This is a genomic window from Variovorax sp. P5_A3 (assembly GCF_056400665.1).
On sequence record NZ_JBFUKW010000003.1, the window covers coordinates 20,873 to 34,846 of the forward strand.

Genomic DNA, 13,974 nt, shown 5'->3' on the forward strand with positions numbered 1-13,974 from the left:
CATCATGAATCTGTCCAAGTTCTTCATCGACCGGCCGATCTTTGCCGGCGTACTCTCGCTACTGATGCTGATAGCGGGGCTGATCGCGCTGCGCGCGCTGCCGATTTCAGAGTATCCCGAGGTGGTGCCGCCATCGGTCGTGGTGCGGGCCAACTACCCCGGCGCCAACCCGAAGGTGATCGCCGAGACGGTGGCGACCCCGCTGGAGGAATCGATCAACGGTGTCGAAGGCATGCTCTACATGGGCAGCCAGGCCACGACCGACGGCCTGATGACGCTGACCGTGACCTTCAAGCTCGGCACCGATCCCGACAAGGCGCAGCAACTCGTGCAGAACCGCGTCTCGCAAGCCGAGCCGCGCCTGCCCGAGGAAGTTCGCCGACTCGGCATCACGACCATCAAGAGCTCGCCCGATCTCACGATGGTGGTGCACCTGCTGTCGCCCAACGGCCGCTATGACATGACCTACCTGCGCAACTACGCGGTGCTCAACGTCAAGGACCGCCTGGCGCGCGTGCAGGGTGTGGGCGACGTGCAGTTGTTCGGCTCGGGCGACTACTCGATGCGCGTCTGGCTCGATCCGCAGAAGGTCGCCCAGCGCGGCCTCTCCGCCAGCGACGTGGTGCGTGCGATCCGCGAGCAGAACGTGCAGGCCGCGGCCGGGGTCGTGGGCGCATCGCCCGGCCTGCAGGGCGTGGACATGCAGATCTCGATCAATGCGCAGGGCCGCCTGCAGACCGAGGAAGAGTTCGGCGACATCATCGTGAAGACCAGCGCCGATGGCGCGGTGACGCGCTTGCGCGACGTGGCGCGCCTCGAACTCGGCGCGTCGACCTACGCGCTGCGCTCGCTGCTCGACAACAAGGATGCGGTGGCGGTGCCGATCTTTGCCGCGCCGGGTTCCAACGCGCTCCAGATCTCCAGCGACGTGCGCGCCACCATGGCCGAGCTGAAGAAGAACATGCCCGACGGCGTGGACTACAGCATCGTCTACGACCCGACGCAATTCGTGCGGGCCTCCATCGAATCCGTCGTGCACACGCTGCTCGAAGCCATCGCCCTCGTCGTGCTGGTCGTGATCCTGTTCCTGCAGACCTGGCGCGCATCGATCATCCCGCTGCTCGCGGTCCCGGTTTCGGTGATCGGCACTTTCGCGGTGATGCACCTGTTCGGCTTCTCGATCAACGCGCTGAGCCTCTTCGGGCTGGTGCTGGCGATCGGGATCGTGGTGGACGACGCGATCGTGGTGGTCGAGAACGTCGAGCGCAACATCGAGGCGGGGCTCAGTCCGCGCCAGGCCACGTACCGTGCGATGCGCGAGGTGTCGGGGCCCATCATCGCGATCGCGCTGGTGCTGGTCGCCGTGTTCGTGCCGCTGGCCTTCATCAGCGGCCTCACGGGGCAGTTCTACAAGCAGTTCGCGCTGACGATCGCGATCTCGACCGTGATCTCGGCCGTCAACTCGCTGACCCTGTCGCCCGCGCTCGCTGCGTTGCTGCTGCGCGGCCATGACGCGCCCAAGGATGCGCTGACGCGCGGCATGGACCGCGTGCTCGGCCGCTTCTTCCGCGGCTTCAACCGCGTCTTCCATCGCGGCGCCGAAGGCTACAGCGCGGGCGTGAAGGGCGCCATCTCGCGCAAGGCGCTGATGATGGTGATCTACCTCGCGCTGGCGGCCGTGACATTCGGGCTCTTCAAGGCGGTGCCCGGCGGCTTCGTGCCGGCGCAGGACAAGCAGTACCTCATCGGCTTCGCGCAACTGCCCGACGGTGCCACGCTGGACCGCACGGAAGAAGTGACGCGCCGCATGAACGACATCGTCATGAAGCAGCCGGGCGTGGAACACGCCATCACCTTCCCGGGCCTGTCGATCAACGGCTTCACCAACAGCTCGAACTCGGGCATCGTCTTCGTCGGCCTGCAGGACTTCGACCAGCGCAAGTCGAAGGACCTGAGCGCGGGTGCCATCGCGGGACAGCTCAACGCGCAGTTCGGCCAGATCCAGGACGCCTACATCGCGATCTTCCCGCCGCCGCCGGTGCAGGGCCTCGGCACGACGGGCGGCTTCAAGCTCCAGATCGAGGATCGCGGCTCGCTCGGCTATGCGGAGATGGACAAGGCGGTGAAGGCCTTCATGACGAAGGCCCGCCAGACGCCGGAACTCGCGGGCATGTTCACGAGCTGGCAGGTCAATGTGCCGCAGCTCTATGCCGACATCGATCGCACCAAGGCGCGCCAGCTCGGCGTGCCGGTGACCGAGGTGTTCGACACCATGCAGATCTACCTGGGCAGCCTCTACGCGAACGACTTCAACCGTTTCGGCCGCACCTACAGCGTGCGCGTGCAGGCCGATGCGCCGTACCGCGCGCGTGCCGAGGACGTCGGGCTGCTCAAGGTTCGTTCGAACAGCGGCGAGATGGTGCCCTTGTCGGCGCTGATGAACATCCAGCCCAGCTACGGGCCTGAACGTGCGTTGCGCTACAACGGTTTCCTTGCGGCCGACATCAACGGCGGCCCGGCGCCCGGCTTCTCGTCGGGGCAGGCGCAGGACGCGATCGAGCGCATCGCGGCCGAGACGCTGCCACCGGGCATCAGCTTCGAATGGACGGAGCTGACCTACCAGGAGATCCTGGCCGGCAACTCGGCGCTGTGGGTGTTCCCGCTCGCCATCCTGCTGGTGTTCCTGGTGCTGGCCGCGCAGTATGAAAGCCTGACCTTGCCGGTCGCGATCATCCTGATCGTGCCGATGGGGCTGCTGGCCGCGATGACGGGGGTGTGGCTGTCACATGGCGACAACAACATCTTCACGCAGATCGGGCTGATGGTGCTGGTGGGGCTGTCCGCGAAGAATGCGATCCTGATCGTGGAGTTCGCCCGCGAGCTGGAGTTTGCCGGGCGAACGCCGATCCAGGCCGCGATCGAGGCGAGCCGGCTGCGCCTGCGCCCGATCCTGATGACCTCGATGGCCTTCGTGATGGGTGTGCTGCCCCTGGTGCTGTCTTCGGGCGCGGGCGCCGAGATGCGCAAGGCCATGGGTATCGCGGTGTTCTCCGGAATGATCGGCGTGACGGCCTTCGGCCTGTTCCTCACACCGGTGTTCTACGTGCTGCTGCGCCGCCTGACCGGCAACCGGCCACTGAAGCTGCATGGCGAAGTGCCGCACGGAGACGCGTTCGTCTCCGCGGATCAGCCCGTGGCGGTCGAGCATCCGGTCACCGGTGGTGGCGGCCCGCTGCGGCCGTCGCCAGCGGCGCCTCTCAAGTCTATCGAGTAGGGGCTTCGGCCTGCTTCCAGAACCTCAAGAAAGTTCATCATGAATCAGACATCTCCATCCCGAGGCCTTCCATGGCGTGCGGCGCTGGCGCCGCTGCTGGCGGCGCTAGTGCTCGCGGGCTGTGCGACGGCGCCGACGGAGCTTCCCGCCTTCACGCCGCCTGCGCAGTTCAAGGAGCAGGCGGTCGCCGCGCCGGAAGGTGCGTGGACGCGCGTGCAGCCCGCCGAAGCGCAGCCGCGCGGCGAATGGTGGCGCGCGTTCAACGATCCGGTGCTCGACAAGCTGATCGCGAGCGCAGATGCCCGCAACACCAGCATCGCGGCGGCGGCCGCGCGACTGGGCGAGGCCCGTGCACTGGCACGCAATGCCGAAGCGGATCGCGCACCGCAGGTCAACGCGGTGGCCGGCGGCGTGCGCAGCGCCGGCCTGGACCGCAACCTGACGCCCCGGCCGTCCTCGCTGTTTACCGCAGGGCTGGAGGTCTCCTATGAAGCAGACCTTTTCGGAAAGCTGTCGCGCGCCAGCGATGCCGCGCGGCTCGATGCCGATTCGCGCGAGGGCCTGCTGCAAAGCACGCGCCTGCTGGTCGAGGCCGAGGTGGCGCAGACCTACCTGGCCTTGCGCGCGCTCGATGCCGGAGCTCGACGTCGCGCGCGTGGAGACCGAGGTCGCTTCCACCGAGTCCGATGCGTTGACGCTCGACCGGCGTCGCGCCGAACTGGAGCACGCGCTCGCGGTGCTGGCCGGCGACGTCGCAACGGAGTTTGCGGTGAACTCGGACGACTGGTCGACCGCGTTGCCCTCGATCCCGGCGGGCGTACCGGCGACGGTGCTCGCGCGCCGGCCCGACATCTCCGCCGCGCAGAAGGCGGTGCTGGCTGCGCAGGCGCGTGTTGGCGTCGCGCAGGCGGCGTGGTTCCCCGATATTGCATTGACCGCGGGTGGCGGCTATGCGACTTCGGACTTCAGCGATCTCGTGAAGTGGTCGGCTCGTTCATGGGGTATCGGCGCGCTGCTCTCCTTGCCGATCTTCGACGGCGGACGCCGCGAAGCGGGCGTCCAGAACGCTTCGGCGCAGCTCGACGGTGCGTTGGCGACCTACCGATCGCAAGTGCTTGTCGCCTTCAAGGAGGTCGAAGACCAGCTTTCTTCGCTGCGTATCCTCGACCAGCAATCGGGCGTGCAGGCGAAGGCGGTCGAATCGGCGACGAGGGCGACGACGTTGTCAAATTCCCGCTATCGCAACGGCCTGGTGAGCCAGCTGGACCTGCTCGATGCGCGTCGGCAGGAACTGCAGAACCGGCGGCAGGCGCTGCAGGTGAAGTCGGCCCAATACCAGTCGACGGTCGGGCTGATCCGCGCGATCGGAGGAAGCTGGGAGGCGACGCCCGTCGCCGACAACGCGACCGGCAAGGCGCAGGTCGCGGCTACGCAGCTTCGCAGCCTGGAATAGGCCGCTGCGGCTAGAACCCGGTGTCGAGCCGCACCGCGTTCGAGTCCATCAACCGGCGAAGCGCATTCGCCCCCATGACCAGCGCGCTGGAATAGCTGGCCTGCGCCATCGAGGCGGTGTGGATCCGCTGGTAGTGGATCGCTTCGACGGCGTCGCTGCTGGACGCTTCCAGGAGGACCCAGAAGAACTGGTTCGGTGCGCGTTCCTCTACCGTGAGGGCGATATCTCGTAAAGCTGGCATTCGCCGAGGCTCCCTTTTCTGAACAAGTCCTGAAGCTACGGGCGAAACGAATGAATAGTTTTGACCTCATTTGAAGGACGCGTCCTGAAGCGTGACGAACTTCACGTAAAGGACAATCGCGCCCATGATTCCCAATGTGGTAAGCGGCCCAGCCCGCTGCGTCATGGTCCTTGGCACCACCAGCGGTGCCGGCAAGAGCTGGCTGGCCACCGCGCTGTGCCGCTGGTATGCGCGGCAGGGGCTGCGGGTGGCTGCGTTCAAGGCGCAGAACATGAGCAACAACGCGCGCGTCGTCGTGGGCGGCGAGATCGGTAGCGCGCAGTACTTCCAGGCACTGGCGGCGCGGGCCGAACCCGACGTACGCATGAACCCGCTGCTCCTCAAGCCCGAGCGCGACACCCACAGCCAGGTGATCCTGATGGGGCAGGTGAGCAATGAACTGTCGGCACTGCCCTGGCGCGGGCGCAGCGAGCGCGTGTGGCCGCAGATCGCGCAGGCGCTGGACCAGCTTCGCGCGGAGAACGACGTGGTCGTGATCGAGGGCGCGGGCTCGCCTGCCGAGATCAACCTGATGGCGAGCGACATCGTCAACCTCCGCGTCGCCCGGCATGCGGATGCACGTTGCCTTCTGGTGACCGACATCGATCGCGGTGGCGCCTTCGCGCATCTCTACGGCACCTGGGCGCTGATGCCGCAGGCCGACCGCGAGCTGCTCGCCGGCTTCGTGCTCAACAAGTTTCGCGGCGATGCATCCCTGCTGGCGCCGGCGCCGCAGCAGCTGCAGGCGTTGACCGGCGTACCCACCGTCGCGACGCTGCCCATGTGGTGGCGCCACGGCCTGCCGGAGGAAGATGGCGTCTTCGACGATCGCAGCGTATCGAGCGGCGAGGTCACGCGGACCATTGCCGTCATCGCCTACCCGCGCATCAGCAACCTCGACGAATTCCAGCCGCTCAGGAACATCGACGGCGTGCGCCTGCGATGGGCGCGCAGCCCGGCCGACGTGGCGGGCGCGGACTGGATCATCCTGCCGGGCTCCAAGCACACCAGCAGCGACCTGGCCTGGATGCGCGCCCAAGGGCTCGACCGCGCGGTGGCCGCGCATGCATCGCGCGGTGGCATGGTGCTTGGCGTCTGCGGCGGCCTGCAAATGCTGGGCGAGGCGTTGATCGATCCGCACGGCGTCGACGGCAACGGGCCTGGCCTGGGGCTGCTCCCGCTGGTCACCGTGTTCGCGCCGGACAAGACCGTTCGCCAGCGCGAGGCGACCTTCTCGCCGCTCTCGGGGGCTTGGGCGGCACTGTCCGGCGTCACCGTGCAAGGCTACGAAATCCATCATGGCCAGACCGCGGAACATGCGGCGATGGCGGCGGCCGGCGATCGCGTTTCGGCGGTGATGCCGGACGAACTGGCGTGGCAGAACGTGGCGGGCAACGTCCTCGGGCTCTACCTCCACGGCCTGTTCGAAGACGCTTCCGCCTTGCACGCGCTCTTCGGTGTCGCGGCGCGTACGCTGGACACCGTGTTCGACGGACTGGCCGATCACATCGATTCCCACTTTGAAACGGGCGTGCTGCGCTCGCTGATCGAATGACATTTGAACTTCCCACCGTCCCTGACATCGACGACGCCGCGCTTTCCGCGCGCCTCCAGCACCTGCTCGACGGCAAGACCAAGCCGCTCGGCGCGCTGGGGCGGCTGGAGGCGCTGGCCCTGCGGCTGGGCGTGGTCCTCGGCACAGATGCGCCATCGCTCGCGGCGCCGCAGATGGTCGTCTGCGCCGGCGACCATGGCCTGGCCGCGCGCGGCGTGTCGGCCTATCCGAGCGACGTGACCTGGCAGATGGTCGAGAACTTCCTCGCCGGCGGCGCGGCCGTGAGCGTGCTGGCGCGCCMGCACGGGCTGGCGCTGACGGTGGTCGATTGCGGCGTGCGGCACGACTTCGCACCGCGCGACGGACTGCTGATTCGCAAGGTGGCGGCCGGCACGGCGGACGCCTCCATCGGGCCGGCCATGACCTCGGCCCAGTGCGAGGCCGCCATCGCCAATGGCATGGCGCTCGTGCGCGATCTGCCGGGCAATGCCGTGCTGTTGGGCGAAATGGGCATCGGCAATTCGTCGGCCGCCGCGATGCTGCTGGCGCGCCTCGCCGGCCAGGACATCGATGCCTGCACGGGCGCCGGCACCGGATTGGACGCGGCGGGCCGCGCCCACAAGCGCAAGGTGCTGCGGGAAGTGCTCGAACGGCATGCCGATGCCACTGCGCCGCTCGATGCGCTGGCCGCCTTCGGTGGCTTCGAGATCGCGACGCTGGTTGGCGTCGTGTTGCAGTCGGCCCACGAACGGCGGGTGATCGTGCTCGATGGCTTCATCGCCAGCGCGGCGGTGCTCGTCGCACAGGTTCTCAGGCCGCATGTCGTGCAGCGTTGCGTGGCCTCGCACGAATCGGTCGAACCTGGGCATCGCCTGTTGCTGAACCGGCTCGGGCTCCAGCCCCTGCTGCAACTCGACCTGCGGCTCGGCGAGGGCTCCGGTGCCGCGCTCGCATGGCCCTTGCTCGAATCGGCCTGCCGCATCCTGCGCGAGATGGCGAGCTTCGAATCGGCCGGCGTGTCCAGGCAGGACACGCCATGAACGGCGTGCGCCACTTCCTGCTGGCGCTGCAATTCTTCACGCGCGTCCCGGTCACGGGTCCGCTGGCCGGCTGGGTCGGGTTCAGCCCGGCCATGCTGCGTGCGAGCGCAGCGCATTTTCCCGGCGTCGGCTGGCTGGTCGGCGTGGTCGGGGCGGGTGTGCTGTGGCTGGCGCAGGCCGGGCTTCCGGGGCTAGGCGGTGCGCTGGTGGCGGCAGTGCTGTCGACCATCGCGACCGTGCTGATGACCGGCGCCTTCCATGAGGACGGACTGGCCGACGTGGCGGACGGCCTGGGCGGCTCGGCCGACCGCTCGCGCGCGCTCGAGATCATGAAGGACTCCCGCATCGGTGCCTTCGGCGCCATTGCGCTGGTGCTCGCATTGGGATTGAAGTTCACGCTGCTGGCCCTGTTGACGGAGCAAGGCGCGATGGCTGCGGCCATGGCACTCCTGAGCGCCCACGTGCTTTCGCGACTCGCACCGCTTTTCCTGATCCGCTGGCTGCCCTATGTCGGCGATGAGAGCGCCGCGAGCAAGTCCAAGCCGCTGGCCGATGCGATCGGCAGCGGCGCGCTGATGGTCGGCATCGCGTGGTCGATCCCGGCCATTGCGCTGCTCCTGATGTCGCAAGGCGCGTTGCATGGCCTGGCGGCGCTTGGGCTTTGCGCCTTGGCCGCGTGGACCATGGCGCGACTCTTCATGCGCAGGCTCCAGGGCTTCACCGGCGACGGCCTGGGCGCGACACAGCAAGTCTGCGAACTCGCGATCTACCTCGCGCTGGCGTGGCACGCATGAAGCTCCTGCTCGTCCGGCATGCGCAGACCACCGCGCCAGAAGGCCAGTGCTATGGCCGCACCGATGTGTCCGTGCTTCCCAAGGTGACGCTGGCCGTGGCCGAGCGCGTTGCGCCCTTGCTGCCTGCGGACATCGAGATGCGCTGTTCCCCGCGGATGCGCTGTGCCGATCTTGCGCAAGCCATCCTGAAGCTGCGGTCCGACCTTCGTGTGCGCATGGATCCGCGCATCGCCGAAATGGACATGGGCGCTTGGGAGGGCGGCGCATGGACCGCGATCGATCGTGCCGAGTTCGAGCACTGGACGCTCAATTTCGCCGACACGCGCGCGGGCGGCAGCGGCGACAGCACGCGACAGTTCATGCAGCGCGTCGGAGTGGCCTACGACGAGTGGCTCGAAGGTGGTCGTGACGCGATCTGGGTTACGCATGCCGGGGTGATCCGCGCGGTCTCGCTGCTGCGCGGCGGCCTGCGTTGCGTGGAACGCGCCGACCAGTGGCCGGCGCATCCGATCGCCTACGGCGAATGCGTGACGATCGAGGCCTGAGCGGCTTTCAGGGCGCCGGCGTCTTGGGCTTGAAATCGCAGTAGGGCGCTACGGCACACTGGTAGCACAGCGGCTTGCGCGCCACGCAGACATAGCGTCCGTGCAGGATCAGCCAGTGATGCGCGTGCAGCCGGTACGCCGCGGGCACGCGCTTCTCGAGCTTGAGTTCGACCTCCAGCGGCGTCTTGCCCGGTGCCAGGCCCGTCCGGTTGCCGACACGAAAGATGTGCGTGTCGACCGCCATCGTGGCTTCGCCGAAAGCGACGTTCAACACCACGTTCGCGGTCTTGCGGCCGACGCCCGGCAGGGCTTCGAGTTCGGCGCGCGTCCTCGGCACCTCACCGCCATGCTGTTCCACCAGCATGCGGCAGGCCTCGATCAGATGCTTCGCCTTGCTGCGGTAGAGGCCGATGGTCTTGATGTAGCCCTCCAGCCCCTCGACGCCCAGGTCCAGGATCGCCTGCGGCGTGTTCGCGACCGGGAACAGCTTGCGCGTGGCCTTGTTCACGCCGACATCGGTCGCTTGCGCAGACAGCAGCACGGCCGCGAGGAGTTCGAAGGGCGTGCTGTATTCGAGTTCGGTTTCAGGTGTCGGATTGGCGGCCTGCAGCGTCGCGAAGAAGGATTCGATCTCGGCTTTTTTCATCGTGGCCGCGAGTTTAGGCGGGCGTCATGGGCGCGAGCTTCCGCACCGCCTCTTCGACGGACATGAACACGTGGTCCGGGCCGATCGTTTCGATCACGCCGGTGCGATGCGCCTGCTCACGCGCCCGCCCAACGGACAGCCGCGCGATGGCCACGACGATGCCGGCGTCCTGCCACTCGGCGATGGCGCGACGCAGGACTTGCGAGCCGGTGTAGTCGATGTCGATCATGCCGTTGGCCTCGATGACCAGCAGCTTCACGGGCTGTCGCTTCCCGTCGAGGGCCGAGCGGATATCGGCGCAGATCTGCTCGCAGTTGGTGAAGTTGAGCGGGGCGCTCGGTGCGAAGACGAGCACGCCCTTCTCGTGCTCGAAGGGGGAATCCGGCAGCGGTGGCCACCACACGGTGCTGCCGGGCACGCGCGCCAGCTCGACGCAGTAAGGCTTCGCGACGATGTACAGGCTGTGCACGAAGGACATCACGATGGCCAGCAGCATGCCGGTCTCGATGGGCAGCGCAATGACGAGCGCTGCGCTTGCCGCCACCAGCAGGACCTCGAGCCCGCCGCGGCGGTAGATCTCGCGCATCTCCTTGATGCGGAAGATGCGCCAGGCGATATAGAGGAGGATGCCTGCCAGGGCGGAATGGGGCACGTAGGCCGTCCATCCTGACGCCGCGATCACCAGTGCGATCACGAGCGCGACGGCCGCGAGCGCCGCCACCTGGCTTTGCCCGCCGGACTCGCGCACGATCGCAGTGCGCGGCGGACTGGCGTTGACCGGGAAGGAGCCGATCAGCGCCGCCGCGACGCTGCCGGCCCCGACCGCGGCGAAATCGCGACCGACATCCTCGACCTTGCCTTCGTCGGAAGGAAAGGTGCTTGCCACCGCCGCCGTCTGCATGACGCACACCATGGCGACCACCAGGGCCAGCTGCACCATGCGGCCGAACTCCTCCATCCCGGGCATGACCGGCAAGGTGAGGTGCGGCAGCGTCACCGAGAGTGGTCCCAGCAGGCTGACGCCGCGTGACTCGAGATGGAACAGCGCCGTGGCCGCGCCGGCTCCGACCAGTCCCAACAAGGCCCCTGGAATCCGCGGGCTGATGCGAGAGGCAACCAGAGTGATGCACAGGACGCCGGCGCCCAGCGCAAATGAAATGAGGTTGGCGTGCGGCACCTCGCCAATGACGTGGGCGAGCCGGACGAGCACGTGCCCCTTCTCGTCTGGGACGCCCAGCAAGGTGGGCAGTTCGCCCACGACGATATGGAAGGCGATGCCGGCAAGAAAGCCCGTGGTGACCGGAACGGACAGCAGCGTTGCGAGCCATCCGGCGCGAAGCAGCCCGATCGCAATCAGCACGGCGCCGACCAGCAGCGCGAAGAGCGGCGCCAGTTGCGCATGGCCATGACCGGCGGCCACCGCGATCGATGCCAGCCCACCGGCGAAGATCGGCGCAATGGTCGAGTCCGCCCCGACCGACATGAAGCGGTTGGCACCGAAGACCGCGAATGCGATCGAACCGGCAGCGAAGGCATAGATGCCCGTCTCCGGGGGCATCCCCGCCAGTCGCGCGGTCGCAAGCTGCCCTGGAATGGCAATGGCGGCGAGCATCAGCCCGGCGATGAAATCGCGCGACAGCCATTCGATCCGATAGCCCCGGAGCGAAACGAAGATCCGGCCCTGCATGGTGAAGCCCCGTCGGAAGACTTGAAGCGGCGCAGTATAGACAGCGCACTTCGAGGGCTGGCGGCCCCTGGGGGCTTCAATCCGGCTTGATCGTCGCGATCACCTCTCGCGCAAGTTGCGCGACCGTCTCCATGTCGTCGCGCGGCGTCCATGCGGGGCCGAATCGCGCGATGACGAGATTCTTCGAAGGGACGATGACCAAGTACTGGCCATTGCTGCCACGGGCCATGAACGCATCCGCCGGCATTCCATGCAGCACGCGGTAGCGAGCCCCCGCGCCGGGGCCGCGGTTGGTCCAGAAGCCGGCTCCGTAGCCGTAGTCTTCGGAACCGGGTGTGGGTGCGGCCGAATAGGCGACCCAGCCCGCCGGAAGGATGCGCTGCCCATCGATCTGACCGTCGTTCAGGTACAGCAGCGCGAAGCGTGCCCAGTCACGCGCCGGCGCCCACGTGTGACTTGCCCCGATCGGCGTCCCGGCCGGGTCGAATTCGAGCGTCACGCCACGCATGCCGAGCTTGTCGAACAACTCGCGGTGCGCGAAGGCCAGGGTCGCCGCGGGCGTGCCACCGGCCTGGTCGCGCACGATGCGCGACAGCAGTTGCGTGTTCGCGTTGGTGTAGTTCCACGTCGAGCCCGGAGGGTGCGCCAGCGGGGCACGCTCGGCCACCGCCGCGGAATCCGGGTCGACGAAGATCATCTGCGCCGAGGGGTCGAAAGCGGACCACACGCTCGACGTGAGCGACTGTCCCATGGCGAGGCCGCTGGTCATCCGCAGGAGCTGATCGATGGTGATGGCATGGCGCGGGTCCGCCGGATCCGCCCAGGCGCGGATGGGCGCGGGTGCGTGAATGTCGAGCCTGCCTTGTCGAACCAGGATGCCGACCAGGGCGTTTGTGACCGACTTGGTGGCCGACCAGCCGGCCAGTGGCGTCTCGACGCCGACGCCGGAGGCGTAGCGCTCCGCGACGATCCGGTTCTTGTGGACCACCACCACGGCCTGGGTGTAGCGGTGCGGTGCCTGCGCCGTCTCTTCGAACGCGTGGTCGAGCGCAGCAATCAGTGCCGGATCGGTGGGGTGGACCGGTGCGGGGCCGGCGATGTCCCCGAGCAACGCGGGTGCTGCAGGCGGTGTCGCCGGTGATTCCGCGTTGTCGTCCGGGACGCCGTCGGTCGCATTGACACACCCGAACTGCGGTCGGTAGACCGCGCGGCTTTCGGCGAGCCCGGCGAAGGTCGCCCGCACTTCGCGTCGCTCGTGGTCGATGGTGTGGCTCATCAGCAGTGCCGCGGGACCCGAGAGCGGCTCGATCGCCTCGCGGTAGTAGCTTTGCGGCTCCCTCCCGGCGACGAATACCGCCGAACAGAGTTGGTGGCTGACATAGCCGGTCGTCACGGCCGCCGCCCTGCCTGGCGAAACATGACCGCACGCAGTCAGCAGGAACGTGGACAGGACCGGGGCGGCGATGAAGAGGCGTTGCATGTTCAGGGCAGTTGGCGGCCGGGATTGGCTCGGCCACTTTCTGCGCTGTCGTGCCGCGCTTCTCGCTGGATTCGGTGTTCGGCTAGCCGATTTCGGATTCGGCCAGTCCCGGACCCGGCGCGGCGAACATCATCGCGCCGCCTCGGCGCCGGAATTCGCTGGGCGTCAGGCCCGTGTCGCTCTTGAAAGCCCGATTGAAGGGGCCGAGCGACTGGAAGCCTGCATCCATCGCGATGGTGAGGATGGGCGTTTCCGCCTGTTCGGGGTCCGCGAGCCAGCGGCGCGCGTCGGCCAGGCGGTAGGTGTTCAGGAAGGCGGTGAAATTGCGGTGGCCGAGGCCCTGGTTGATCAGGCGCCTCAACCTGTGCTCCGGCATGCCCATTCGCTCGGCGAGGACGCCGATCGTGAGGTTGGATTCACGGTAGACGCGTTCCACCGCCATCAGCGCTTCGAGCGCGGCCACCTGCTTCGGGTCCGGTGCCGGGACCGTTTCCGCGGCAGGAGAGGGCATGGAGGCCGGGGGCGCAATCAGGCTGCCCTCGGCGGCATCGGTGCCCGATACCGCGACCCCGAACAATGCTTCGTGACCGGCGCGCAGCAGCCGCCATGCAACGAACAAGGTCAGGCCGGCGGTACCGGCGGCGTTGGCCGTGCTTTCGACCACCTCCTTCAAAGTCAGGCCCGCCAGCAGTGCCACCATCAGCTGCGCGACCGTGTAGAGCGCCGTGGCCGCGACGATCAGCGAGCGCAATTGGCGCCTTCCCTCGATCAGATCCTCGCGCCAGTTCGCAACCGATTGCGCGATGGCCAGGAGGGCCCATGCGACGGGCATGACGCCCAGCGCAACGCCTGCGGCGGGTTCCCATGGTGCGTGTCCGCCTTTTTGTCCGATGCAGTGCAGTACGCCGATCGTTGCCATGCCTGCCCACACCAGGGCGTGCCAACCGCGCAACCGGAAGGCGTCGTCGAACAGCGCGCAAGTGAAGAGCCAGAACACGAACATGCCGCCCGATGCCAGCGCGACGACGACCATGGACCCGATGTCGGGCTCCGCCGTGAAGCTGGGCGCGGCAGCCAGCGTCGCGGCCGCGACCGAGACTGCGAAAGCCGAGCCGAGGCGCGCGGCGATGGACCGTGGGTGGTCGCGCCAGAGGGCGATCGCAACCAGGACCAGTACGCCAGCCGCACCGCCGCGAAGCAGAAGGTTCAGCATCATCGGT

At 67.8% G+C, this 13,974-nt stretch carries 10 protein-coding genes and 1 pseudogene; 6 read left to right on the top strand and 5 right to left on the bottom strand.

Translation table 11 applies throughout. The annotated features are described in order from the left end of the window. Positions 1-4 precede the first annotated feature (4 nt). Both AC1D3B_RS05475 and AC1D3B_RS05480 read left to right on the top strand, forming a co-directional pair. The gene (locus tag AC1D3B_RS05475; RefSeq protein ID WP_478189659.1) at positions 5-3,274 is read left to right on the top strand and encodes an efflux RND transporter permease subunit; all 3,270 of its coding nucleotides are present in this window, start codon (positions 5-7) and stop codon (positions 3,272-3,274) included. Between the two features lie 39 nt (positions 3,275-3,313). Further along, positions 3,314-4,727 (top strand): annotated as a pseudogene (locus AC1D3B_RS05480) (efflux transporter outer membrane subunit). Between the two features lie 10 nt (positions 4,728-4,737). On the opposite strand, the gene AC1D3B_RS05485 reads toward AC1D3B_RS05480, so the two are convergent. Then, entirely contained in the window at positions 4,738-4,968 is a 231-nt protein-coding gene (locus AC1D3B_RS05485; RefSeq protein ID WP_478189660.1) for a hypothetical protein, read from the bottom strand. A 124-nt stretch (positions 4,969-5,092) separates the two neighbouring features. On the opposite strand from AC1D3B_RS05485, the gene AC1D3B_RS05490 reads away from it, so the two are divergent. From AC1D3B_RS05490 to AC1D3B_RS05505, 4 genes are read left to right on the top strand one after another with little or no spacing between them, the layout of a single operon-like run. Continuing rightward, the gene (locus AC1D3B_RS05490; protein WP_478189661.1) at positions 5,093-6,562 is read left to right on the top strand and encodes a cobyric acid synthase; all 1,470 of its coding nucleotides are present in this window, start codon (positions 5,093-5,095) and stop codon (positions 6,560-6,562) included. Further along, positions 6,559-7,602 carry a nicotinate-nucleotide--dimethylbenzimidazole phosphoribosyltransferase gene (gene cobT, locus AC1D3B_RS05495; protein WP_478189662.1) on the top strand — a complete coding sequence of 348 codons (1,044 nt, stop codon included), beginning with the start codon at positions 6,559-6,561 and terminating at the stop codon, positions 7,600-7,602. The genes AC1D3B_RS05490 and cobT overlap by 4 nt, the downstream gene beginning before the upstream one ends. After that, entirely contained in the window at positions 7,599-8,396 is a 798-nt protein-coding gene (locus AC1D3B_RS05500) for an adenosylcobinamide-GDP ribazoletransferase (protein WP_478189663.1), read from the top strand. The genes cobT and AC1D3B_RS05500 overlap by 4 nt, the downstream gene beginning before the upstream one ends. Next, positions 8,393-8,941, top strand: a complete 549-nt coding sequence (locus AC1D3B_RS05505) for a histidine phosphatase family protein (protein ID WP_478189664.1) — start codon at positions 8,393-8,395, stop codon at positions 8,939-8,941. Before AC1D3B_RS05500 ends, AC1D3B_RS05505 begins: the two co-directional genes overlap by 4 nt. A gap of 7 nt (positions 8,942-8,948) precedes the next feature. Here AC1D3B_RS05505 and nth read toward each other — a convergent pair whose 3' ends face one another. From nth to AC1D3B_RS05525, 4 genes are all read right to left on the bottom strand, one after another. After that, positions 8,949-9,587 (bottom strand): endonuclease III, encoded by a 639-nt coding sequence (gene nth, locus AC1D3B_RS05510; RefSeq protein ID WP_478189665.1) that lies wholly within the window; start codon positions 9,585-9,587, stop codon positions 8,949-8,951. Between the two features lie 13 nt (positions 9,588-9,600). After that, positions 9,601-11,274: a SulP family inorganic anion transporter gene (locus AC1D3B_RS05515; protein WP_478189666.1), complete on the bottom strand. Its 1,674-nt coding sequence runs from the start codon at positions 11,272-11,274 to the stop codon at positions 9,601-9,603. Positions 11,275-11,350: 76 nt separating this feature from the next. Then, positions 11,351-12,754: a serine hydrolase domain-containing protein gene (locus AC1D3B_RS05520; RefSeq protein WP_478189667.1), complete on the bottom strand. Its 1,404-nt coding sequence runs from the start codon at positions 12,752-12,754 to the stop codon at positions 11,351-11,353. 82 nt (positions 12,755-12,836) lie between these two features. After that, the gene (locus tag AC1D3B_RS05525; RefSeq protein ID WP_478189668.1) at positions 12,837-13,970 is read right to left on the bottom strand and encodes an AraC family transcriptional regulator; all 1,134 of its coding nucleotides are present in this window, start codon (positions 13,968-13,970) and stop codon (positions 12,837-12,839) included. Between the last annotated feature and the right edge of the window lie 4 nt (positions 13,971-13,974).

Coding starts and splice junctions, on each gene's coding strand:
- AC1D3B_RS05505 (WP_478189664.1), top strand. CDS start 8,393: ATGAAGCTCCTGCTCGTCCGGCATGCGCAGACCACCGCGCCAGAAGGC.
- AC1D3B_RS05515 (WP_478189666.1), bottom strand. CDS start 11,274: ATGCAGGGCCGGATCTTCGTTTCGCTCCGGGGCTATCGGATCGAATGG.
- AC1D3B_RS05500 (WP_478189663.1), top strand. CDS start 7,599: ATGAACGGCGTGCGCCACTTCCTGCTGGCGCTGCAATTCTTCACGCGC.
- AC1D3B_RS05520 (WP_478189667.1), bottom strand. CDS start 12,754: ATGCAACGCCTCTTCATCGCCGCCCCGGTCCTGTCCACGTTCCTGCTG.
- AC1D3B_RS05525 (WP_478189668.1), bottom strand. CDS start 13,970: ATGATGCTGAACCTTCTGCTTCGCGGCGGTGCGGCTGGCGTACTGGTC.
- AC1D3B_RS05475 (WP_478189659.1), top strand. CDS start 5: ATGAATCTGTCCAAGTTCTTCATCGACCGGCCGATCTTTGCCGGCGTA.
- AC1D3B_RS05485 (WP_478189660.1), bottom strand. CDS start 4,968: ATGCCAGCTTTACGAGATATCGCCCTCACGGTAGAGGAACGCGCACCG.
- AC1D3B_RS05490 (WP_478189661.1), top strand. CDS start 5,093: ATGATTCCCAATGTGGTAAGCGGCCCAGCCCGCTGCGTCATGGTCCTT.
- nth (WP_478189665.1), bottom strand. CDS start 9,587: ATGAAAAAAGCCGAGATCGAATCCTTCTTCGCGACGCTGCAGGCCGCC.